The organism is Halobacterium sp. GSL-19 (genome assembly GCF_016917855.1).
GTDB classification, from domain to species: Archaea; Halobacteriota; Halobacteria; order Halobacteriales; family Halobacteriaceae; genus Halobacterium; species Halobacterium salinarum.
Genome location: NZ_CP070377.1, coordinates 496065 through 518424, shown reverse-complemented (window position 1 = coordinate 518424; position 22360 = coordinate 496065). Strand labels below are relative to the sequence as shown.

Below are 22360 nucleotides of genomic sequence, written 5' to 3'. Positions count from 1 at the left end.
CCCCGCGACGCTCCGCCGCCCGCAGGCTCACCGACCCCCGAAGACAACGCCCAGCAGCCGTGCCTCAACCCGAATGCAGCGGTCCGCGAACGCCGTGACCAGCGGCTGGGCCGCGTAGACGGCCCCGAACCCGAGCACGGACGCAGCGATGCCGCCGGCGATGTCGACGGGGTAGTGGACGCCGACGTAGACGCGGCTGTAGCCTACGAGCGCCGCGACCGCCACGCCGACAACCACGGCCCGCCACCGGTCTTGGAGAGACGCCAGCGGCCACGCGAACGCGAACATGACCGTCGTGTGTTGGCTCGGGAAGGAGTTCTCCGGCGGGCCGGCTAGCAGCGTCTCGTAGCCGGCGGCGTACGGTGCGGGGTGACTGTGGAGTGTGCCCATGCCGTACGAGATCGCGAGCGCGACGACGATTGTGGCGAACACGAACACCGATTTTTGCTTCCCGTCGTGGGTCGTGATCCCGAGCCCCGCGAGGGCGGCTTCGAGCACGGGGATCGGGCGATCGACACCGGGAGCAACCCAGAGAACCACGAGCACGAGCGGCACGAGGAAGACGGCGCGCTCGGCGAGGAACACCATGGCCTCGTTGAGAACCGGCGTGCCCGCGTGGGGCGTGATGAGAGACGCGACGGGTGGCGGGGTCATGTGGGCGTGTGGTCGCACGCACGCGATTAAAAGCGTCGTGGTCCGGTGGACCGTCGCCGTGCTCGGACCCAAGGGTTAAACACGGTCACGACGGAACCACAAGACATGTTCACACCGCTTGAAGCTGGCGCGTCACTCCCACCGAATCTCACTGGCTGGGCGGTCACCGTGCTCGGCCTCGCGTTGGTTGTCGGGTGGCTTGCAGCCTTCTACCGGTGACCCGGCGTTTCACTCCTGAGACACTGCGGTGACGCGGTCCCGGAACCAGTCGGCGGCGGCGCGGACGGTGTCCGCATCAGAATGCTGTATTTTCACGCGGACCCGGTCGCCGGGGTAACTGCCGACGGTCACGTCGTATGCCTCCTGGAGCGCCGCGATCGTGTCGATGAGCGCGCTCTCGGGGGCGTCCACCGACACCTCTTCGGTGTACACCTGTTCGCCGGTGAACTCGTCGGCGACGGTCTCGAACATGCCTTTCATCTCGTCGGGCACGCCCGGCAGCACGTAGACGTTGTTCACGGCCGCACCCGGCGCGACGCCCCGGGGGTTTTCCAGCAGTCGGGCGCCCGCGGGGAGGTGGGTCGTGCCGGTGGTGAGGTCAGCCGCCGAGTAGGTGTCGTGGCGCTGGAAGTACGCCACGGCGTCGGCGTGCTCTGTGAGCTCGCGGTCGAACGCGGACGCGACGGCGTCCATGGTCACGTCGTCGTGAGTCGGCCCGACGCCACCGGTCACGATCACGGCGTCGTACCGCTCGGACAGCGCCGCAACGTCGGCCTGGATCGTCGCCACCTCGTCAGGGATGACGATCGTCCGTGCGACTGTTGCGCCGCGCTCGTGAAGCTGCTGGCCGAGCCACGCGGCGTTCGTGTTCACCGTGTCGCCGGCGAGCAATTCATCTCCGACGGTCACCAACGCCACCTGCATGCAGTCGGGTAGGGGCCGCGTGGAGAAAAGCCCCCTACTTTTCGAGGTCGACCTCCGACGCCACGCGCTCGGACTCGAGCTGCCGGATCTGGAGCCGATAGTAGATGACGCCGCCGGCCCCGACGAGGCCCAACAGGACGGCGAGCCCGGCGAACAGCATGGCGTTGCGCTGGCTGTAGTAGCTGATCCGGATCCGGTCGGCGGGCACCGAATCCCACGCCAGGCGCACCCGGTCGTCGTCGATCCGGCGGTCGTATCCGCCGGGCTGGACGGAGCTGATGATCGGGAGCGAGGCGCGCATTCCACGGGGTAGTGTCACCGAATGCGATCCGTTGACGACCACCGGGATCACGGTCTGTGATCCGTCCGCGGGGGCCGTGTACGCGAACGTACCGTTGGTCGCGGGGAACGTCGCGACCAGCGCGGAGTCCGTGGTCGAGACGTTGATCGCGTCGCTGCCGACGACTGTGCCGTTGGGGTGTCGGAACGCGACCGCCGAGATGTCCGTCGGCGCGGCGTCACCACGCCCGGCGGGCCGACCGATGGTCACGTTCTGTCGGTCCGTGACCGACGCCACGACGGTGTACGTGTCACGGGACATGTTCACCGCGACCGGGGCGGTGTGTGACCACTCGTAGGTGGCGTTCTGGGCGAGCTGCTCGTCGGACGGGGTGGCAGCCGACTGGGGGCCGCCGAAACCAGCACAGCCGGCGGTGACGGCGAGCGCGGCGACCGCGAGCGCGACCCAGAGCGCCCTCATGGCACGACGGCAAGGAGCTCCGACGGGAGGTGTTGGCCGATCGCGGCCAGCAGTCCCGGCGGATCAGTGGAGTCCTTGCAGATGACGCTCTGTTCGAGCAGCCCGATTCGCTCGACGGTGACGATGTCGCGGGCGTGGCCCGCGCGGTTGACTGTCGCCCGCACCTCGCCGCGGGTGGCGCTGTTCACGTTCAGCCGCCCCGACCCACGGGTCCACTCGTAGAGACGGTCGCGCTCGGCGTCCGCGAGCGCCGCCGGCCCGTCGTCGTCGTGGACGAACCGCAGCGGCATGTGCTGGACGAGCCCGAACCGCTCCCGGATCTGGCTGGGGGTGCCCGGCCCGAGGTCGAGCTCCGCGGCGGGGACGCGCACGTCCTCGCCGGCGTCGAGCACGATGCCGTCGTCGTCCCAGGACGCAAGCGTCCCGACGTACGTCTCTCCGGGCTCGAACTCGGGTGTGATTTCGCCCCAGGACTCCACCAGCGCGTTGCGGGCGGCGACCTCGTCCGGGCCCTCCAGGGTGACCGTCGGGAAGTCGTCGTGTCGAACGCCGACATCGACGGTGACCGCGAGGGAGCCGATGTCGTTGCCGACGAGCGACCGGAGCCCGTCGAGGGCCCGCTCACGGGCGTCGCCGCTGACGTAGACTTTGGTTGCGAGTACGACCATTAGGCCTCCACGGCGAGTTCCGAGCGCAGTCGCTCGATGCGGTCGTCCATCGCGTCAACGAGGTCGGTGTTCTCCATGGCTTCGACGGCGGAGCCACACTCCGGACACTCGAACCCGAGGTCCATCGCCTCGCCGAACTCGAAGCGGATCGAACAGACCTCACAGAGGTAGAACTCGTTTTCGAGTTCGTACTCGCGGCGGTCGACGAGCGCCTCCAGCAGTCGGTCCATCTCCTCGCGGAGGTTCCCCGGCACGTTCTCGTACTGGAACGTCCAGAGATACGTGAGCCACCCCGAGTCCTCGTCGCGGACCCGGCGGTAGGTCGCGAGGTCGTTCTCGTAGAGGATGAACAGCGCGCGCCGCACGTCGTTGAGCTCCAGCCCGAGTCGCTCGGCGAGTTCCTCGTCGGTCACCTCGCCGTCCGGCGGCGCGGCCGCGACGGGCATCCCCTTCGGTCCGACCAGCTCGTGGAGGTACTTCTGTACCACGGGGTCGTCAAGTAAGTCCTCAAAAGCCATTGTTGAAACCGGCGGTCGGAGCGCCATTAAGTCTTGTTACTCCGGGGGCGTTCGTGGGCGCTGCGAGGCCGCGAACGGCTTTCGTGGCCGGTGCTCGTCAGTGGATACTGTGACTGGAGTGCTCGCTGCCGCGCGCCGAGGCGGTCCTGTTCCGTGTCGCGCTCGGTGAGCCCTGGCCGACGACTGTCGCCGCGACCGCCGCCGGCGGCTAGTCGCCGTCGCCGGCGGCCGCACCCTCGGCGTGGTCGCCGTCCTCGACGTCGACGACGTGCTTGCCGAGTTCCTCGGGGATCACGCGGCGCTCGGCGTTCTCGTAGCCCTGTTCGAGTTCGCGGCCGTCGAACAGCCGGTCGAGGAAGACCGCGAGCCCGGCGACCTCGCTGTGGGGCTGGTTCGTCACGCCGACGTTCCAGTCGGCGGCCTCGTACACATCCCCGGGCACTTTCTCGCCGCCGACGACGACCAACACCGGCTCCTCGCGGTGGGTGGTGCGGATCTCGTCGTCGACGGACTGGAGCTGTTCGCCGTACATCGTGAGATGGACGACCGCGCCCGGCCAGTCCTCGATGGTGGCGTTCAGTTCCGTCGTCCGTTCGACATCGAACGGGCCGCCGAACCGGCCGGTGATGTCGCGGACTGTCTCGGCGGCCTGGGTCGCGTTGTCGGGGAACAGCACGCGGTCCGCGCCGAGCGCGCGCGCCGTCAGCCCGACGTGTGTCGTCATGCGGTCGTCCCGGCCCGGCCGATGGCCGTACCGGAGGACCGCGACTTCGGGATGGGACTGCATGCGTCCCGGAAGGTGTGCCGTCGGGGTACGCGTTTCGGAACGGCCCATGCGGTGTGCCGTGTGGACGATGGTCCACACCCGGATCGGAATGTCTATGCCCGCCGGCGTTGTACCAGTAGGGGAGCTGATCTTTGCACATGTCTTTCCAGTTTTGGCCGTGTCTGTCACCCCTCGCAGGGCTGGCGGTGGTAGCGTGAATCCGAGCCGCGTCGACAGCCTCACCGACCTCGCGTACGGCGTGTTGATCTTTGCTGCGGTCGGACTGATCCTGCGCGTCGGAACGAAAACCGGCGTTGCGTTCGGGTTCGGCGTGCTGGCGGCCTACGTGTTGCACATCGCATGGAAGATGGCGCGCTTCGATCCCGAGTGGATGACGCGGACCGTCGACGAAACCGTCACGGAGACTGTCGAGGAGTCCATGGACGAAGCCGTCGAGCAAACCATGGGCGAAACCGTCGAGCGAACCGTCGACGAGACTGTCGGTGAGACCGTCGAACAGACTGTTGATGAGACGGTCAGCGAAACCGTCGAGGAGACGGTCAAGGAGTCCGTCGAATCCACGGTCGACGAAACCGTGGGTGAGACCGTCGAGCAAACCGTCGACGAGACTGTCAGCGAAACCGTCGAGGAGACTGTCAAAGAGTCCGTCGAGGAGACCGTGGATGAGACGGTCAGCGAGACTGTCGAGGAGTCGGTCAAACAGCAAGTCGAGGAGTCGGTCAACGAGACGGTCGAAGAGACCGTCGAACAAACCGTCAAAGAGACCGTCGACGAGCGGCTCGCCGCAGCGGACGTGCAGCCGGGCAACGACGACGAACCCGGCGACGACGAGGACGGGGCCGAGCCGTGATCGGTGCGCGGACGCGACACACTGGGGGCGGCCATGATTAGCGCGCTGCTCGGGGTGGGGTTGGTTGTTGCGGCGTTCGTCGGTTTCAACGTGGGCGGATCGACGACCGGGCCGGCGTTCGGCCCGGCCGTGGGTGCGGACGCGCTGTCGAAGCCGACGGCAGCCGGTCTGATGACCGTGTTCTTCTTTATCGGGGCGTGGACGCTCGGTCGCCGCGTCGTGGACACGCTGGGCACGGAGCTGCTGCGCCAGCCCGGCATCTTCACCCTGGAGGCCAGCATCGGCGTGCTGTTTTTCATCGGACTGGCGTTGTTCGTCGGGAACTACGCCGGTGTGCCGGCATCGACGTCGATGACCGCCGTCGGTGCGATCGCGGGCCTCGGATTGGCGCGTGACGCCCTCGACGTCGCGGTCATGGGTGAGATCGTGATCTGGTGGGTGGTCGCGCCCGTCATCGGCTTCTGGGTGTCGCTGATCATCGGCCGATACTTCTACGCGCGGCTCCACCGCCGGGTGGCCATGAACCGCACGGAGGGCGCGCTCCTCCGGGTCGACCGGACGGGCGCGATCCCGACGGTGCGGCCGGCGGAGAACACGAACCGCCGGGAGTTGTTCGGCGTGGTCACGGTCATCACGATCGGGTGTTTGATGGCGTTTTCCTCCGGCACGTCGAACATCGCGAACGCCATCGCACCGCTGGTCGGCAGCGGCGTGGTGGGGATGAACCCCGCCATCCTCCTGGGGTGTGCCGCGGTCGGCGTCGGCTCGTTCACGATCGCGCGCCGGACCCTCGAAACGATGGGCAGCGATATCACCGAGCTGCCGCTGACGGCCGCCATCGTGGTGGCGTCGGTGAGCGCGACGCTGGTGATCTTCCTGTCGGCGATCGGGATTCCGGCGAGCTTCGTGGTCATCGCGACGGTGAGCATCGTCGGGCTCGGATGGGGGCGTGCGACCCGCCCGGTGAGCGTGCAAAGCGCGGTCAGCGGGGACTCCGACGTGGCGGTGTCTGTCGGCGGGTTGGCCGCCGACGACCCCGACGAGGCGGTGCCGGCCATCGGCGAGGAACAGCCCGAGGACATCCCGAGTGCGGGCGACCTCTTCGACCCGGGGACGACCGTGCGGGTGATCGCGATGCAGAACCTGGTGCCGATTGTTGGCACCGTCAGCGCGTACCTGGCGTTTCGGTTCCTCCCGATCTGGGGGTTTTAGCGGCCGGGACGGCGCGCCTGGCCGTGGCGGGTGCGGCCGGGCAATCAGAACGCACTTGTCGTGGGGGCCAGAGCGTCCGGTATGGAACTCACTGGGAAGCGGATCGTCGTGACGGGCGGTGCAGGACTCGTGGGCAGCCACGCAGCGGGCGCGCTGGCCGGCGACAACGACGTGCTCGTGGCCGACGACCTCTCGAAGGGCAGCCGGGCGGCGGTTCCGGACGGCGTCGAGTTCCGACGCCGGGACATGTGTGACCCCGACGACGTGGCGGACGTCATCACGCCGGACGTGGACATCGTGTTCCACTTCGCGGCGTACACGGACACGAACTACGAGCAGCCCCGACAGCTGTTCGAGGAGAACGGGGCGATGACGTACAACGTGCTCGAACGGATGGCGGCGGTCGGCGTCGACCGGTTCGCGTTCACGTCGTCGTCGACGGTGTACGGCGAAGCGCCGATGCCCACGCCCGAGGATTACGCGCCCCTGGAGCCGATCTCGGTCTATGGCGCGTCGAAGCTGGCCGACGAGGGACTGATCTCGACGTACGCCCACACTCACGGGATCACGTCGTGGGTGTATCGGTTCGCGAACATCGTGGGGCCGCGCCAGCGCGGCACCGTCGTCCCGGATTTCATTCAGAAGCTGCGGGCGGACCCGGAGACGCTGACGATCCTGGGGGACGGCCGTCAGGAGAAGTCATACCTGCACGTCGAGGACTGCGTGGACGCCATGACGCACGTGATCGAGCACGCCCCGTCGCGGCCGCTGAACGTGTTCAACCTGGGGACGCGGACCACCACGTCGGTCACCGCGATCGCGGACCTCGTCAGCGACGAGCTCGGCGTCGATCCGGCCTACGAGTACACGGGCGGCGACCGCGGCTGGACCGGCGACGTGCCGCGGATGCGGCTGTCAATCGAGAAGCTGGCCGCGCTGGGGTGGGAGCCGACACGAGCGAGCGACGAGGCAGTGCGGACGGCGGCCGCGGAGCTGGCGGCGGAACTCAGTGGGGACGAAGCGTAGCGTGGAGGTGGGCGGCTGGCAGCGGGGTTTGCGGGGGTGTTAGTTCCGGGCTGTGGGGTGGCCGTCACTGTCGTCGGCAGGGGTGGGCACGTACTGGTCTTCCCACTCGCGGCGGGATTGGAGCTCGCGTTTCCCGCGGTCGGTGAGCAGGTAGTGGTTGGTTCGTTCGTCGGCTTTCGTTTTCTCCAGGAGGCCCTTGTCGACGAGCGTGTCGAGGTTGGGGTAGAGGCGCCCGTGGTTGATGTTGCCTGTGTAATACGTTTCGAGATCGGATTTGATGTCGAGGCCGTTCGGGGTGTCGAGCCCGGCGGCGACCACGAGCAAATCCCGCTGGAATCCAGTGAGGTCGTCCATCTCTCCAGGTGAAGTAGAACACCCCCACTGTATTAAGTACTCTGGCAGAAGTGTCAAATACAAGTCTTTTCGCGTTACTGTTCGACCCGGGGCGGAGTGAGAAGCTCCGAGTCCGCGAGGCCGGCGCACGCCCCCACGATCGTGAGCACACGCTCTGGCGTGAAGAACTCGGGGGTGTGGGATTCGGCGTCGACGATGCCGACGACGTCGTCGCCAGCGAGGACGGGACAACAGCATTCGCTGGCGACGGCGCTGTCGCGCTCGTTGCCGGGACCGTCGTGGGCTGCGGTGTCGTCGACAACCACAGCCTCCCCGCTGCGTCCCACAGCGGCGTTGGTCGAGCGGGCAGCAACCGAGTCTGTGAGCGGGACGACGGCGCGTGACGGCGCACCCGTGTAGGCTTCCTTGACGAGGATCGGGTGGCCGTCGCTGTCGGCTGCACGCCGGTAGATCCCCAGCCAGTCGACGGGGAGTTCCTCGGCGAGCGCGTCGACAGTCCCGGCGAGCGCAGCGAGGCGGGCGGTGTTGGGGTGGTCGCGGAGCTGTTCGGGGTCGTATTCGAGCCCACAGATCGGCGCGAGGTTGTACTGGTCGTCCGCGGGGCCGACGTCACGCGCCGTGCCGGGAGTCGACTCGGACGGCACGGGGTACGTGTAGTGGTCTTCGACGGCCGCCGTGGTGATCGTCGTGTGGGGCGGCCGTGCAACCAGCGCCGCGCCGCGGTGGGCGGCGTCCGAGGCCGCATCCGCGTACTCCGGGAGGCCGATGGCCCGGAGATACGAGTCGTGGTCCATGCTACCACCTTTGTACCGCCGGTATTTATGTGCACTCACTGGTGGGATATGCCGGGGTCGGTCGGGCGCGGAACGTGACACAGCCCGAACTATTCTGCGGTCTGTGACGGGGGCGGTCGTTGTGTCGAGGTTCCACCCGGAAATATCCGGATGGGGACGCGGTCGTGTGCCGGGCGTCCCTGAATCCGGGCGTATGACGTGTGCCAACGGGCAACGCACTTATGTGTTACCAATCCCCATAATTATATGAGTGCCGGTGTCCCGCCCAGCGACCGCCCCCACACCCCACATCTGACCCACCTCGGTCGCACACCCGGGCGAGCCACCGAGACACACACCCACCATGACTGAAACCCTCGACCGACTCAGCGAGCAATACGCGGAGTCAGTGCCAGCGGACCTCCGAGACACCCAGAGCTTCCAGTGGTACCTGGACACCCTCTACGACGACCCCACGGTCGCCCGCAACGCCCACCAGCGGCTCGCGGACATGTTCGACTACTACGGCAAGACGACTGACGACGACGGGGTCGTCGAGTACCGGCTTGCATCCGAGGACCCGCTGGGCGAGGGTGCGAACACGTTCTTCGGTCGGGAGGTCCACGAATCCATCCACGAGTTCGTCAACAAGGTCAAAAGCGGCGCTCGGGGGCTCGGCCCTGAAAAGCGCATCATCCTCCTGCTCGGGCCCGTTGGCTCGGGGAAATCAGACGTCGACCGCCAGGTCCGCCGCTATTTCGAGGACTACACCGCACAGCGCGAGGGGCGGCTGTACACGTTCCGCTGGACCGATCTCTGCTCGGTCATCGACGACCAGGACCCCAACGACGACACCATCACCTCCCCGATGCACCAGGACCCGCTCGTGTTGCTCCCGGAGGCCCAACGCCAGCAGGTCATCGACGACCTCAACGAAGACCTCGACGCGCCGTACTCGCTGCGCAACAGCCAGAGCCTCGACCCCGAAAGCGAGTTCTACATGGACGAGCTGCTCGCGCACTACGACGACGACCTCCAGGCCGTCCTGGAATCCCACGTCGAAGTGGTGCGGCTCGTCGCCAGCGAGAACCGCCGCGACTGCATCGAGACGTTCGAGCCCAAGGACAAGAAAAACCAGGACGAAACCGAGCTCACGGGCGACGTTAACTACTCGAAGCTCGCGGTCTACGGCGAGAGCGACCCGCGGGCGTTCGACTACGCCGGCGCGTTCTGCAACGCCAACCGCGGCATCTTCTCCGGCGAGGAGCTGCTGAAACTCCAGCGGGAGTTCCTCTATGATTTCCTGCACGCCACCCAGGAACAGACCATCAAGCCGAAGAACAACCCCCGGATCGACATCGACCAGGTGATCGTCGGGCGCACGAACATGCCCGAATACCAGGACAAGCGCGCCGACGAGAAGATGGAGGCGTTCAACGACCGCACCAAGCGCGTGGACTTCCCGTACGTCCTGGAGTACGACCGGGAGGCCAAGATCTACGAGAAGCTGCTCGGGAACGCCGACGTGCCGGACATCCACGTGGAGCCACACACGCTCACGATGGCCGGGCTGTTCGGCGTGCTCACGCGCATCCGCGAGCCCGACACCGACGCCATCGGGCTCTTGGAGAAGGCCAAAGCGTACAACGGGGAGCTCGATGACATCGACGACGTCGACCCGGAGAAGCTCCGCGAGGAGGCCGAGGTCACCGGTGATCGGGAGGGCATGGACGGCGTCAGCCCGCGGTTCGTCGGCGACGAGATCGCCGCCGCGATCATGGAGTCGATGGACCGCGACCGCGGGTTCCTGTCGCCGCTGACGGTGTTCAACCGGGTCGAGGACAACCTCCCCCAGCACGGATCGATCCCCGAGGACCACGTCGCGGACTACCAGCGCGTCCTCGAACAGGTCCGCGAGGAGTACAAGGAGCGCGCCATCGAGGACGTCAGGCACGCCCTCGCCTACGATCTCGACGAGATCCAGCGCCAGGGCGAGAAATACATGGACCACGTGATGGCGTACATCGACGACGACACCGTCGCCGACGAGCTCACGGGCCGCGAGCAGGAGCCCGATGAGACGTTCCTGCGCGCCGTCGAGGAGCAACTCGGCGTGCCCGGCGACCGCAAAGACGACTTCCGCCAGGAGGTGTCGAACTGGGTGAGCCGGCGCGCCCGCGAGGGCGAGCCGTTCGACCCCCAGGACAACGACCGACTGCGCCGCGCCTTGGAGCGGAAGCTCTGGGAGGACAAGAAGCACAACATCAACTTCTCGGCGCTGGTGTCGAACGCCGACGTCGACGAGGAACAGGACAACGAGTGGGTGGCGGCGCTCGTCGACCGCGGGTACAGCGAGGACGGTGCCCGTGAGGTCTTGGAGTTCGCCGGCGCCGAGGTCGCGAAAGCGGAACTGGAATCGTGACAGACTACATTGGGCGGGCGAACCGCGCGCTGCGGGACGCCTACGACGAGCCGATGAGCCTCGCCGAGTACGTCGACCGGGCGTTCGAACAGCCGTTAGCCGCCGCCCACGCCAGCCGGTACCTGCTGGCGGCGATCGAGAGCGCGGGCACCCGGGAGGTCGTGGAGAACGGCGAGCGCGCGCAGCGCTATCGGTTCTTCGACGACCCCCACAACGACGGCGAGCACGCGGTCCTCGGGAACACGGCGACGCTGAACGCGTTCGTCGACGACGTGCGCGCGATCGCGGCGGGCCGCGGCAAGGCCGAGACCATCCTGTGGTTCGCCGGGCCGACGGCCACCGGGAAGTCGGAGCTGAAGCGGTGTCTGATCAACGGGCTCCGGGAGTTCTCGAAGACCGACGCGGGCCGGCGATACACCATCGAGTGGAACGTCTCGGACGCCGACCGCGGCCCGGGGTTGACCTACGGCGAGGAGCCCGTCGACCGCGAGGACGACTGGTATGAGAGCCCCGTGCAGGCGTCGCCGCTGTCGGTGTTCCCGACGGACGTCCGCGAGGACGTGCTCGCGGACGTCAACGACCACCGCGAGGACGCCGACGCGTTGCGCGCCGACGCCGACCTGCCGCCGTTCTCCCGGGAGGCCTACGACCACCTCGAACAGCAGTACCGCCGCGAGGGCGTCGCGGACGTGTTCGCGGCGGCGACCGACCCCAAGCATTTGCGCGTGAAAAACTACGTCGTGGAGCGCGGCCAGGGGATCGGCGTGTTGCACTCCGAGGACGCCGGCAGCCCGAAAGAGCGCCTCGTGGGGTCCTGGGTCGCGGGGTTGCTCGGGCAACTGGATTCGAAGGGGCGCAAGAACCCCCAGGCGTTCAGCTACGACGGCGTGCTCTCGCAGGGCAACGGCTGTCTCACCATCATGGAGGACGCCAGCCAGCACGCCGACCTGCTACAGAAGCTGTTGAACGTGCCCGACGAGCGCCGCGTGAAACTCGACAAGGGGATCGGGATGGACCTGGACACGCAGCTGGTCGTGATCTCGAATCTGGATCTGGAAGCGCAGCTGAACAAACACGACGACCGGCAGGGGTTCGACCCGCTGAAGGCGTTGAAGCGGCGGCTGTCGAAACACGAGCTCGGCTATCTCACGTCGATCAGTCTCGAAGCCCAGTTGCTGCGCCGGGAGCTCACCGGTGACGCCGGCGTGTGGACGGCCACGGACCCGGAGGTGTTGGCCGAGCGCGCCGCACAGCCGGTGACGGTGTCGGTGCGCGACGATGACGGGGAGACGGAGCGCGAGCTTGCGCCGCACACGATCGAGGCGGCCGCGCTGTACAGCGTCGTGACACGGCTCGACGACGACGACCACGGCGACGAGCTGTCGCTGGTCGAGAAGGCGTTGCTGTTCGACCGAGGGTACGTCGGCAGCGGGGAGGACCGCCGGGACGCGAGCGAGTTCGACCTCGCTGACGGTGCCGACGGTGCCAACGGGATCCCGGTGACGTACACGCGGGACGTGCTGGCCGATCGCCTGCACGCGGACGCCGACCGCAGCCACCCCGACCTCGCGGTCGAGCGGGTCATCACGCCCGGTGACGTGCTGTCCGGGATGGTCGACGGGCTGTCGTCCGCGCCGGTGTTCTCCGACGCCGAGCGCGCGGAGTTCAACGACCGGGTGGCGGTCGTGGAGGCGTACATCCACGACCAGCAGGCCGAGGACGTGCGCGACGCGGTGCTGGCCGGGGAGGGCGCGAGCGAGTCGGCGGTCGAGGAGTACGTCGACAACGTCCACGCGTGGGCGACCGGCGACACCGTCGAGAACGCGCGCGGCGAGCAAGCGGAGCCGGACGCGCTGTCGATGAAGCTGTTCGAGACGGAGACGCTGGGGCGCTTTGACGCCGACACCCACTACCACGGCAACGACCCCACGCCGGCCGTCGAGACGTTCCGCGAGGACACCGTGATGACGGCGGTGACTCGCCACGCCTGGGAGCACCGCGACGACGAGTTCCACGCCCACGACGTGGATCTGTCGACGGTGCCGGTGTTGCGCGACGTGCTCGCGGGCAACGACTGGGACGACGTCAAGCGCGTGCACCCGGAGTTCGACCCGACGCAGTGGGCGGACCCGCCGGAGGGCACTGACACGGCCGCGGTCAAGGCGGACGCCATCTCGTTTCTGGTGTCCGAGCGGGGGTATTCGCGGGCGAGCGCCGAGCTGGCGTCCCGAAGCGTGATCTCGGAGGTGACGGACGAATGGGACTGAGAGAGGACCGCGAACGGTTCCACGAGATCGGTGAACAGCGCCGCCAAGACCTCGCGGAGTTCATCCAGTACGGCGATCTAGGGGGCAGCGGCCCCGACGCCGTGCGGGTGCCGATCAAGCTCGTGGACCTGCCCGCGTTCGAATACGACCAGCTCGACCGCGGCGGGGTCGGGCAGGGGGACGTCGACCCCGGCGATCAGGTCGGGGAGCCCGACGAGGCCGGTGAGGGTGACGACGACGAGGCCGGCGACGAGAGCGCCGACCACGAGTATTACGAGATGGACCCCGAGGAGTTCGCGGCGGAGCTCGACGAGCGCCTGGGGTTGGATCTCGACCCGAAGGGGAAGAAGGTGGTCGCGGAGACGGAGGGCGCGTTCAACGAAACCGCGCGCCGTGGCCCGCGTGGCACCCTGGATTTCGCGCACCTCTACAAGCAGGGGTTGAAGCGCAAGATCGCGATGGACTTCGACGAGGCGTACGTCACGGCGGCGTTGCGGGTCGACGGCTGGGGGGTCGATGCGGTGTACACCTGGGCGCGCGAACAGCACATCCCGGTGTCGCGGGCGTGGATCGCCGAGCGCGCCCGCAGCCCCAGCCCGGACGACGACGCCGGCCGGGTTGTCGACGACGCGGTGTGGGCGTCGATCGACGCGATGGAGGCGGCGGTCGACGTCGAACCCACGCGGACCCGGATTCGGCGCGGCGGCCCGGGACGGGTGCCGTTGCGGCGGGAGGACGAGCGGTTCCGACATCCGAAAGTCGTCGAGCACCGCGAGCGCAACGTCGTCGTGGTGAACATCCGCGACGTGTCCGGGTCGATGCGGGAGTCCAAACGCGAGCTCGTCGAGCGGACGTTCACCCCGTTGGACTGGTATCTCACCGGGAAGTACGACAACGCCGAGTTCGTGTACATCGCCCACGACGCCGACGCCTGGGAGGTCGACCGCACCGACTTCTTCGGGATCCAGTCCGGGGGCGGCACCCGCATTTCGACCGCCTACGAGCTCGCCGAGAACGTGCTCGACGAGTACCCGTTCTCGGAGTGGAACCGGTACGTGTTCGCGGCCGGCGACGGGGAGAACAGCCACGACGACACCGAGGAGAACGTGATCCCGTTGATGAACGACATCGACGCGAACCTGCACGCGTACGTCGAAACACAGCCCACCGATGGCGTCCAGACGGGCACGCACGCGGGCAAAGTCCGGGACGCGTTCGGCGACACCGACAACGTCGCCGTGACGACGGTCACCGAGCCCGATGACGTGATGGGTGCCATCGAGACGATTCTCAGCACAGAGGACAATGACACGGCCTGATCCAGCCAAGCACGCGGCGGCCCAGACGCTCGACGAGCCGGCCCGGGAAGCCAACGCGCTCGCCCGGAAGCTCGGCCTCGACCCATACGACGTGCAGTATTGGGTCGTGGACCACGACGAGATGAACGAGCTCATCGCCTACGATGGGTTCCAGACGCGGTATCCACACTGGCGGTGGGGGATGAAATACGAGAAACAACGCAAGCAGACGCAGTTCCTCGGCGGGAAGGCGTTCGAGATCGTGAACAACGACGACCCCTCGAACGCGTTCCTGCAGGTGAGCAACGACCTCGCGGACCAGAAGGCGGTGATCACGCACGTCGAGGGGCACGCGGATTTCTTCAACAACAACCAGTGGTTCGGGCTGTTCGCGGACGGCGAGGGGCCGGACGCGGCGGCGATGCTGGAGCGCCACGCCGACCGCGTGGCGTCGTTCCTGTCGGACCCGGAGATCGGCCGGGAGTCCGTCGAGCGGTTCATCGATACGGTGTTGACCATCGAGGACAACATCGAGTACCGGCGGGCGTTCGACCGGGACGCGGAGGGCGGTGATCCGGACGCGCTGGCGGAGACGCTGGCGTCGCTTGGCGTCAGCGAGGAGGTCCGCGACGAGGTGTTCACGGAGACCTGGCTGGACGACATTGCGGCGGTCGACGACAGCGTGCAGTTCCCCGAAACCCCCGAGTACGACCTGCTGGCGTTCCTGCGCGATCACGGGCAGGCCTACGACGAGGACGCCGAGAAGGCGGCGGCCTTCGAGGACTGGCAGCGCGAGCTCCTGGAGTTGCTACGCCGGGAGGCGTACTACTTCGCCCCCCAGCGCACCACGAAGGTGATGAACGAGGGGTGGGCGGCGTACTGGGAGTCGATGATGATGGGCGAGGAGGCGTTCGCGGGCGACGACGAGTTCCTGAGCTACGCCGACCACCAGGCCCGGGTGCTGAACAGTCCGGGGTTCAACCCGTACAAGCTCGGGAAGGAGCTGTGGGAGTACGTGGAGAACCGCGCCAACCGGCGGGCGGTGCTTGAGCACCTGCTGCGCGTGGATGGGGTGACGTGGCGGAACTTCCACGACACGGTCGACACCGCGGACGTGGTGGACACGTTGGCACCACCGGCCGCGGTGGCGGCCGTCGCGCCCGACGAGTTGGATGCCGTCGAGTCGCTGCCGGACGCGTACGTCGACTGGCAGGGGCTTGCGGCCGCCCGGGAGCGCGAGATCGACGTCCAGCGGTATCCGTGGAAGCTGTTCACCTACGAGGGGCTTGCCCACCGGCATTACTCGCTAGCGAAACCCCAGTACCGGGGGTTCCTGGGGCGCGTGACGCGCGACGAGTTGGAGTCCGTGAGCCGATACCTCTTCGACACGGCGCGGTACGCCAGCGTCGAGGCGGCGCTGGCGGACGTGCCGGTGACTGCGGGGTGGGATCGCATGTACAGCGTCCGGGAGAGCCACAACGACGTGACGTTCGTCGACGAGTTCCTCACCCAGGAGTTCGTGGACGCCAACGAGTATTTCGCCTACGAGTTCAGCCAGACGCGGGGTGATTTCCGGGCGACCAGCACCGACGCCGCGGACGTGAAGCGCAAGCTCCTGTTGCGGTTCACGAACCTCGGAAAGCCGACGATCGCGGTGTACGACGCGAACCACGAGAACCGCGGCGAGCTGTTGCTCGGCCACGAGTACAACGGCGTGATGTTGGACCGCGAGCAGGCCGAGGCGACGCTACAACGCGTCTTCGAGCTGTGGGGGCGGCCCGTGGTGTTGCACACGATCACGAAACGCGTCACGGACAGCGAGCGGAAGCGCGCGCGCCGCAACGACCGCGAGCCCGAACCCGAAGAGGTGGGGGTCGCGTTGCGGTACGACGGCGAGTCGGTCAGCCACGCCGAGCTCGACTGGGAGACCGTCGAGCACCTGGCCGCGGACGACCTCGATTACGACACGAAACCCGACGAGTGGCTGTGAGCGCGCGCCGTCAGGTCGTGATGACGGTGACCGCGCCGTCGAATTCGAGGATGATGCGCTGGGTGACGTCGCCGAAGATGGCTTTCCCGGTCGGGGAGCGTTTCCGGCCGGCGATGAAGATGTGGTCGGCGTCGCGGTCGTCGGCCAGCGCCAGGATCTCGTCGCCCTTGTCGCCGACGCGGCCGACGGATGTCGGCTCGATGTCGACATCGGAGAGCACGTCACGGCCGATGTCGGAGGCGAACTTGCGCGCGCCGTCGGTGGCTTCGTCGATGGTGTACGTGACGTCGAAATCCGGGATGTTGGCCATCGACTCGCGGCGCTCGCCGTACTCGGTTTCGGTGGTGACGTGTAACAACAGGAGGTCAGCGCCAACGCCCGCGGCCAGTTCGCCGGCTTCTTCGACGAGTTGCTTGGCGGAGTCGCTGGCTTCGACGACTGCGATCGCTCGATCCATACCTGAGACCGCTTGTGCGGCAACCATAAAACATGGGGCGGTCGCTGGGTATGAACAACGCATTTGTACGCGAGGGGAGAACGATCAGTGATGAGTCTCCGGCACCTAATGGCGGAGGTACGGGGCCGCGAGAAGGCACTGACGGTCTACGCACCGGCGGGTGACGGCGTCGTCACTGCCGTGCGCGAGTACTTTTCGTCCCAGCACGTTGCCATCGAGCACGAGCCGACCGAGGACGCGCTGCGGGCGGTCCTCGCGGACGCCGACGGGACGCAGCTGGCGTCGGTTGACGCGCCGGCGCTGCGCGAGTTGGCGTCCCGGGACCTCCACAAGGTGGGCGACGAAGCACCGTACAGCCCGCTGTTGGAGCACCTCGATCACACCACGTTCACCTCCTACGACCGGCGCCAGATGACGATGGCGTCCCGGGAGATCGAGGATCGGGCGTGGCGCGCCAACAGCGGCCAGCTTCACACGGGGTTCCAGCGGCTGTCGAACGTGCGAAAGGAGCGTGACACCTACGAGCAGCTCGCGGCGTGTGATCTCTCCGTGCACGTCTACGGCGTGCCGGACGCGGAGCTCGGTGACACGTCGTTTGCGGTGCACGCCCCGGAGAGCGACGAGCTTGCGGTGTCGTGGTTCGTGCTCTACGACGGGGGCACCGACCGCGCGCAGTCCTCGGCGTTGCTGGCCGAGGAGCGCGCCGACGGCGGGTTCTATGGGTTTTGGACGTACGACCCGGCGCTCGTACAGCGCGCGCTTGAGGCGGTGACGGGCTACCAGCAGCCGGCGTGAGTACCCGCCGGTGTCACTCGTAGGCGCGGGCGCGCCACGCCGTGGTGAGTGCGACCGACAGCACGGCCACGCCGTAGCCGGCGACCACCACGACGGAGTCCCGGCCCGCTGCCCGGAGCACGGTGAACGCGAGCGTCGCGACTGCGAACGCGGCGAGCGACACCGCGACCACGGTGGACAGGGCCGCGGGATCGCTGGCGGCGTCCGCGTCGTACAGCGGCACCACAGTCATTGAGCCGGCGCGGAGCAGCCCCCAGCTGGCGGCGAGCAGTCCTCCCGTGAGCAGTCCGTACGGTAACGCGGCCACCACCCCCATACGAATCCCTGTGGGAGGCCCGCTTTAACGCTTACCGGTATTTGTGGATCGCGGGGTTCAACGGCGGGCGGGGTGTAGGCGGCGGCATGCGCGATCTGTCACACGCACTGGGGTCGGGCGAGCCGTATCCCGGTGATCCGCCGGCAGCGGTGACGCCACACGCCACGATGGCGGCCGACGGCTACCGGGTGTCGGCGGTGGCGTGTAGCACGCATTCGGGCACGCACATCGACGCCCCGAGTCACCTCCTCGCTGACGGGCGGTCCCTGGACGCCTTCGACGTGTCGGCGTTCCGGTTCGACGCGCACGTCGTCGACTGCACCGGTTACGGCCCCGGGGACGCCATCCCCGTGGATCGCGTGCCAGCACTGGACGGCCACGATATGGTGGTGTTCAACACCGGGACGGCCGCGGACTGGGGCCGCCCCGAGTACTACGAGCACCCGCACCTGAGCGTGGCCGCCGCCGAGCGCTGCGCCGACGCCGGGTGCGCCGTCGCGGTGGACGCGCCCAGCGTGGACCCGACCCGAACAGCGCCCGCGGGGGAGTCATCCGACGCCGCGGCGTATCCGGCCCACCGCGCGCTCCTGGGTGCGGGAGCGCTGATCGTTGAGAACGTGACGAACCTCGACGGGCTCCCCGAGCGCGTCCCGGTCCAGGCGTATCCGCTGCCGGTTGGGGCCGACGGCGCGCCCGCTCGCGTGATCGCAGCGCCGTAGCCGGCTGCGGGTCAGGCCGTGCCGCGATCGTCCACGAACCCGGATTTGAACGCGATCCAGCCGAGCACGCTGATGAACAGGATCGGCGGCAGGATGACGAACCCCCAAAGCGGATCCAGCCCCCAGCCGAGCAGCAGGACAACGTCGAGCAGGCCCAACAGCAGGAACGGGAGGATGGCAACCGCCGCCTGTTTGCGGCTCCCGATGCGGTTGTCGGTCGGCGTGGGTACGTCCATACGCTGTGTTCGTCGGCGACGCGCAAAAACGATCCGGCTCGCTGTGGATGGGACCGCGAGCGTTTTGCTTGTCGGGCCCCCACGCGGTCGTATGACCGAACGCGTGACGCATGAGACAGTCCAGTCGGGGCGTGGCTCCGTCGTGCGGGCTGGCGGTACGCGGCGGCTGGCGGTCCAGGTGCCGGCTGACAGCGCCGCGTCGCTGCCGGTCGGCGACGTGGTGCGGGTCGTGTTGGATGGCTCCGAACACCACGCCAGCGTGGCCGCAACGGCCGACGACACGCCTGTCATCCGGGGCGCGTACGCGACCCCGCGGCTCGCGCGCCGGCCCAACGGCGCGGACAACGAACTCGCCGCGTGGCTCGCCGACGCCGGCCTGGAGGCTGGGCGGTCGGTACACGTCGACGTCGTGGCCGCCGGGTTCAAATACGGCCTGCGTGCACCCGGGGAGACGGCGACCTACGAGTCGACCGGCACGCCGGACGAAGGCCTGGCTGACATCGCCGCGTCGCTCGGGGACGGCGACGGCGCGTGAACCGCCTAAGCTAGCACCGGGACGCCGGTGATTTCGAAGCGCGCACCGCGGTCGGCGGGCGCGTCATCGCCTGCCGGCACCGCAGTGATCGACCAGCCGTGCGCGTCGGCGATCTCGCGCACGATCGCGAGTCCGAACCCGGTGCCGGTGTCGGTGCCGGAGACGCCGCGTTCGAAGACGGTGTCCGCGGCGTCGCGTTCGATGCCGGGGCCGTCGTCCTCGACGTAGAACCCCTCCGGGGTGGACCCCACCCGGATGGTGACGTCGTCGCCGGCGTGCTCGACGGCGTTCCGGAACAGGTTCTCGAAGAGCTGTTGGAGGCGTCCGGGGTCGGCGTCGACGTCGATGGCTGCGGCGTCGTATTCGACGCTGGCGTCGGGGGCGTTGATCGACGCCCAGGCGTCGGCGGCGATCTCCGCGAGCGTGGTGCGCTCGGTTTCGGCGACGAGCTCGCCCTGCCGCGACAGTGCGAGCACGTCCTCGACGAGGCTGTCCATGCGGTCGAGGGCGTCGGCGGCGCGGTCGAAGTGCTGGTGCTCGCCGGTGTTCCTGGCGAGTTCGAGGCTGCCTTTCGCGACGTTCAGCGGGCTGCGGAGGTCGTGGCTGACGATGCTGGCGAACTGTTCGAGGCGGTCGTTTTTGCGTTCGAGGGCTTGTTCGTGGCGCTTGCGCTCGGTGATGTCACGGATCGACGCCAGCACCGCGGGGTCACCCTCGTAGGTGATGGTGGTCGTCGACACTTCGCACTGCCTGATGGTGCCGTCGGGGCGCTGGACGCGCGCGTCGAAGGTGTCGTGGTCGTCGCCGGGCACGGCGTCGTCGGTGATGGGGGTGAGTGCGTCGTGGTCGTCGGGGTGAACGAGATCGCTGGCCGCCAGGTCGAGGAGCGTCGACTCGTCGCGGCCGAACAGCTCGGTGGCGGGCTCGTTCACGAACGCGAAGCCGTCGCGGGTGTGGATGGTGACGGCGTCGTGGCTCTGTTCGATGAGGGTGCGGTATTTGCGCTCGCTCTCGCGCAGCGCGTGCGCCGACCAGAGGCCGCTGAGGGTTTCGCCGACGTGGGCCATCAGGAGCTCGACGACTTCGGCGTCGCGGTCGTCGAACGCGTTCTCGCGCTCCGCGGCGGCCTGGAACACGCCGAGGTCTTTGATGGGGACGCTGAGCAGCGACCGGTAGGCGTCCTTTGCCGGGGCGGCGTCGGGCCTGGCGTGGAGGTCGTCGACGATGATCGTGGTGGTGTCCTGGTAGGTTTGGCCGGCGATGCCTTCGTCGTCGGGGAGGCGCTGGGAGTCGGCGGCGTTGAGGCTCGTGGAGAGCGCGACCGGTTCGAGGACGCCGTCGCGGGCGATGTCGATGCCGCAGATGTCGAACTCGAGGATGTTCTCGGCGGCGTCGATGGCGAGCTGGTAGATGGCGCGCTCGTTTTCGCAGCCGATCATCTGTGCGGCGATGCTGTGGAGTTTCCGGAACTGCCGCTGTTCGATGTCGAGGTCGTCCGCGAGGCTGTCGCGCGCCGCTTCGGCGGTGAGTTTCGCCGCGGCGAGGCCGATCGTCTGTCCGACGGCGCGGAGGTCGTCCGTGGGGGCTGGCGTGCCGTCGGCGATGTGGACCGAGAGTGTGGCGTAGCGGTCGTCGCCGTCCAGGATGGGGACGTGGCATTCACGTCCCCCAGCGGTGTCGACGGTGGTGACGCCGGCCGACGGCGCAGTGGGTACCGTCGGGATGGCCGCGGAGTCGGTGTCCCCGGCGGTGGCGTGGACGGTGGGCGCAGTGGGGTCGTCGGACTGGGTGTAGACGTAGGCGTACGTGGTGCCGGTGTTGGCAGCGGCGTCACAGACGCCGTCGTAGAGCGCCGTGGTCGAGTCAGCGGTGTGTGCTGCTGCGCGGATGGCCGACCGCAGGTTCCGGTGAACGTGCATTCGTCAGTTTGCGTTGGCGCTGCCTTCGGGGTCCTGGGGTGTAAGGTCGTGGAATGCGGCACGGAAGTCGTCGTGGCTGAACTCGGACACCGTGTCGGTGAGATCGGCCCGAAGGGCGTCGATGCGGTCGTCGAGGTCGTCGTAGGCGTCGGTGTCGGCGGCGTCCGGGTTGGTTTCGAGGAGGGCGCGCTTGGACAGCAACGCGTACAGCTCCTGGAGGTCGTCGCTGTACGCCAGCCGATCCCGCAGCGTCTCGACGGTGCGGTGGAGGTCGTCGCTGTCGACCGGCTTGACGAGGTATTCGTCGAACCCCATGGCGATCACGTCCGTGGTGGGTTCGACGCCGGTGACCATGGCGACGCGGCAGTCGTGGCCGTCGGCACGGATCTCCGCGAGCACGTCGTCGCCGGAGAGCCCCGGCATGCGGCGGTCGAGGAGTACGATATCGACGTGGTCGTCGATTACGTCGAGGGCAGCAGCCCCTGATGTGGCTGTCTCGACGGGGTAGTCGTCGGCGAGCCAGGCGGCGTAGACGTCTGTGAGGGCTGCATCGTCGTCGACGATGAGCACGGTGCCCGCTTGTGAACTCATAGAACTGGCCGTTCGTGCTACGTTGGGTGGACTGGCGTTATATGTCTTTCACTGGTGGGGAGTCGGCAACGGGGGTCGATTACTGGATGCTACCACCGCAATATACAGTGATAAGCCTTTCGCTAAGTGGAGACACACCGACGGTAACGTTTTGGTTACCCCAAAGCACCAGTCAGTGGCCGTGATAACCGTTTCCTACGCCGATACGGTTTCCCAAGAAACGCACATTTCTGGGAAACATTTAAGTACTTGTCGCTCTTACTTTGATTCACGACAAGCCGGGCGCACC

23 protein-coding genes are annotated in these 22360 nt (G+C 67.9%); 10 read left to right on the top strand and 13 right to left on the bottom strand.

Going from position 1 to position 22360, the window contains the following annotated elements; translation table 11 throughout:
• Positions 1 to 27: 27 nt before the first annotated feature.
• The 6 genes from JT689_RS04425 to JT689_RS04400 all read right to left on the bottom strand — a co-directional run bounded on the left by JT689_RS04425 (position 28) and on the right by JT689_RS04400 (position 4311).
• Complete coding sequence (locus tag JT689_RS04425) at positions 28 to 654, bottom strand: undecaprenyl-diphosphatase (RefSeq protein ID WP_205251628.1); 627 nt, start codon at positions 652 to 654, stop codon at positions 28 to 30.
• A 228-nt stretch (positions 655 to 882) separates the two neighbouring features.
• Entirely contained in the window at positions 883 to 1578 is a 696-nt protein-coding gene (locus JT689_RS04420; protein WP_205251627.1) for a competence/damage-inducible protein A, read from the bottom strand.
• A gap of 34 nt (positions 1579 to 1612) precedes the next feature.
• Positions 1613 to 2338: a DUF5803 family protein gene (locus JT689_RS04415; RefSeq protein WP_010902529.1), complete on the bottom strand. Its 726-nt coding sequence runs from the start codon at positions 2336 to 2338 to the stop codon at positions 1613 to 1615.
• On the bottom strand, positions 2335 to 3006 hold the full coding sequence (locus tag JT689_RS04410) for a DUF2110 family protein (RefSeq protein ID WP_136361126.1): 672 nt from the start codon (positions 3004 to 3006) through the stop codon (positions 2335 to 2337). The genes JT689_RS04415 and JT689_RS04410 overlap by 4 nt, the downstream gene beginning before the upstream one ends.
• Entirely contained in the window at positions 3006 to 3524 is a 519-nt protein-coding gene (locus tag JT689_RS04405) for a transcription factor (protein ID WP_012289219.1), read from the bottom strand. Before JT689_RS04405 ends, JT689_RS04410 begins: the two co-directional genes overlap by 1 nt.
• A 208-nt stretch (positions 3525 to 3732) precedes the next feature.
• Positions 3733 to 4311, bottom strand: coding sequence for a tRNA (cytidine(56)-2'-O)-methyltransferase (locus tag JT689_RS04400; protein ID WP_205251626.1), 579 nt, complete (start codon positions 4309 to 4311; stop codon positions 3733 to 3735).
• Between the two features lie 193 nt (positions 4312 to 4504).
• Between JT689_RS04400 and JT689_RS04395 the strand changes: the two genes are divergently transcribed.
• From JT689_RS04395 to JT689_RS04385, 3 genes are all read left to right on the top strand, one after another.
• Positions 4505 to 5161, top strand: a complete 657-nt coding sequence (locus JT689_RS04395) for a hypothetical protein (protein WP_205251625.1) — start codon at positions 4505 to 4507, stop codon at positions 5159 to 5161.
• A 33-nt stretch (positions 5162 to 5194) separates the two neighbouring features.
• Positions 5195 to 6373 (top strand): inorganic phosphate transporter, encoded by a 1179-nt coding sequence (locus JT689_RS04390; RefSeq protein ID WP_010902524.1) that lies wholly within the window; start codon positions 5195 to 5197, stop codon positions 6371 to 6373.
• An 81-nt stretch (positions 6374 to 6454) separates the two neighbouring features.
• Entirely contained in the window at positions 6455 to 7399 is a 945-nt protein-coding gene (locus JT689_RS04385; protein ID WP_205251624.1) for an NAD-dependent epimerase/dehydratase family protein, read from the top strand.
• A gap of 39 nt (positions 7400 to 7438) precedes the next feature.
• Here JT689_RS04385 and JT689_RS04380 read toward each other — a convergent pair whose 3' ends face one another.
• Together JT689_RS04380 and JT689_RS04375 are read right to left on the bottom strand one after the other, a co-directional pair.
• A complete protein-coding gene (locus JT689_RS04380; protein ID WP_010902522.1) occupies positions 7439 to 7753 on the bottom strand; it encodes a PadR family transcriptional regulator in 315 nt (104 codons plus the stop codon).
• A 74-nt stretch (positions 7754 to 7827) separates the two neighbouring features.
• Positions 7828 to 8547 (bottom strand): GAF domain-containing protein, encoded by a 720-nt coding sequence (locus JT689_RS04375; protein WP_205251623.1) that lies wholly within the window; start codon positions 8545 to 8547, stop codon positions 7828 to 7830.
• A gap of 343 nt (positions 8548 to 8890) precedes the next feature.
• Between JT689_RS04375 and JT689_RS04370 the strand changes: the two genes are divergently transcribed.
• From JT689_RS04370 to JT689_RS04355, 4 genes are read left to right on the top strand one after another with little or no spacing between them, the layout of a single operon-like run.
• Complete coding sequence (locus tag JT689_RS04370; protein ID WP_010902520.1) at positions 8891 to 10948, top strand: PrkA family serine protein kinase; 2058 nt, start codon at positions 8891 to 8893, stop codon at positions 10946 to 10948.
• Positions 10949 to 11001: 53 nt separating this feature from the next.
• The gene (locus tag JT689_RS04365) at positions 11002 to 13215 is read left to right on the top strand and encodes a PrkA family serine protein kinase (protein ID WP_010902519.1); all 2214 of its coding nucleotides are present in this window, start codon (positions 11002 to 11004) and stop codon (positions 13213 to 13215) included.
• Positions 13206 to 14534 (top strand): YeaH/YhbH family protein, encoded by a 1329-nt coding sequence (locus JT689_RS04360; protein WP_136361122.1) that lies wholly within the window; start codon positions 13206 to 13208, stop codon positions 14532 to 14534. The genes JT689_RS04365 and JT689_RS04360 overlap by 10 nt, the downstream gene beginning before the upstream one ends.
• A complete protein-coding gene (locus JT689_RS04355; protein ID WP_010902517.1) occupies positions 14521 to 16503 on the top strand; it encodes a SpoVR family protein in 1983 nt (660 codons plus the stop codon). The genes JT689_RS04360 and JT689_RS04355 overlap by 14 nt, the downstream gene beginning before the upstream one ends.
• Before the next feature lie 10 nt (positions 16504 to 16513).
• On the opposite strand, the gene JT689_RS04350 is transcribed toward JT689_RS04355, so the two are convergent.
• The gene (locus JT689_RS04350) at positions 16514 to 16960 is read right to left on the bottom strand and encodes a universal stress protein (RefSeq protein ID WP_012289215.1); all 447 of its coding nucleotides are present in this window, start codon (positions 16958 to 16960) and stop codon (positions 16514 to 16516) included.
• A gap of 90 nt (positions 16961 to 17050) precedes the next feature.
• On the opposite strand from JT689_RS04350, the gene JT689_RS04345 reads away from it, so the two are divergent.
• A complete protein-coding gene (locus tag JT689_RS04345) occupies positions 17051 to 17755 on the top strand; it encodes a DICT sensory domain-containing protein (RefSeq protein ID WP_010902515.1) in 705 nt (234 codons plus the stop codon).
• 13 nt (positions 17756 to 17768) lie between these two features.
• Here the strand turns inward: JT689_RS04345 and JT689_RS04340 are convergent, their stop codons facing one another.
• Positions 17769 to 18071: a hypothetical protein gene (locus JT689_RS04340; RefSeq protein WP_010902514.1), complete on the bottom strand. Its 303-nt coding sequence runs from the start codon at positions 18069 to 18071 to the stop codon at positions 17769 to 17771.
• A gap of 86 nt (positions 18072 to 18157) precedes the next feature.
• Here JT689_RS04340 and JT689_RS04335 point away from each other — a divergent pair, with 86 nt between their 5' ends.
• Positions 18158 to 18790: a cyclase family protein gene (locus tag JT689_RS04335; protein WP_205251622.1), complete on the top strand. Its 633-nt coding sequence runs from the start codon at positions 18158 to 18160 to the stop codon at positions 18788 to 18790.
• Positions 18791 to 18801: 11 nt separating this feature from the next.
• On the opposite strand, the gene JT689_RS04330 is transcribed toward JT689_RS04335, so the two are convergent.
• On the bottom strand, positions 18802 to 19026 hold the full coding sequence (locus JT689_RS04330; RefSeq protein WP_010902512.1) for a hypothetical protein: 225 nt from the start codon (positions 19024 to 19026) through the stop codon (positions 18802 to 18804).
• A 91-nt stretch (positions 19027 to 19117) separates the two neighbouring features.
• Between JT689_RS04330 and JT689_RS04325 the strand changes: the two genes are divergently transcribed.
• The gene (locus JT689_RS04325; RefSeq protein WP_205251621.1) at positions 19118 to 19561 is read left to right on the top strand and encodes a hypothetical protein; all 444 of its coding nucleotides are present in this window, start codon (positions 19118 to 19120) and stop codon (positions 19559 to 19561) included.
• A 5-nt stretch (positions 19562 to 19566) separates the two neighbouring features.
• Here JT689_RS04325 and JT689_RS04320 read toward each other — a convergent pair whose 3' ends face one another.
• Together JT689_RS04320 and JT689_RS04315 are read right to left on the bottom strand one after the other, a co-directional pair.
• A complete protein-coding gene (locus JT689_RS04320; protein WP_205251620.1) occupies positions 19567 to 21480 on the bottom strand; it encodes a PAS domain S-box protein in 1914 nt (637 codons plus the stop codon).
• Between the two features lie 3 nt (positions 21481 to 21483).
• Positions 21484 to 22071 (bottom strand): response regulator, encoded by a 588-nt coding sequence (locus tag JT689_RS04315; RefSeq protein WP_205251619.1) that lies wholly within the window; start codon positions 22069 to 22071, stop codon positions 21484 to 21486.
• Between the last annotated feature and the right edge of the window lie 289 nt (positions 22072 to 22360).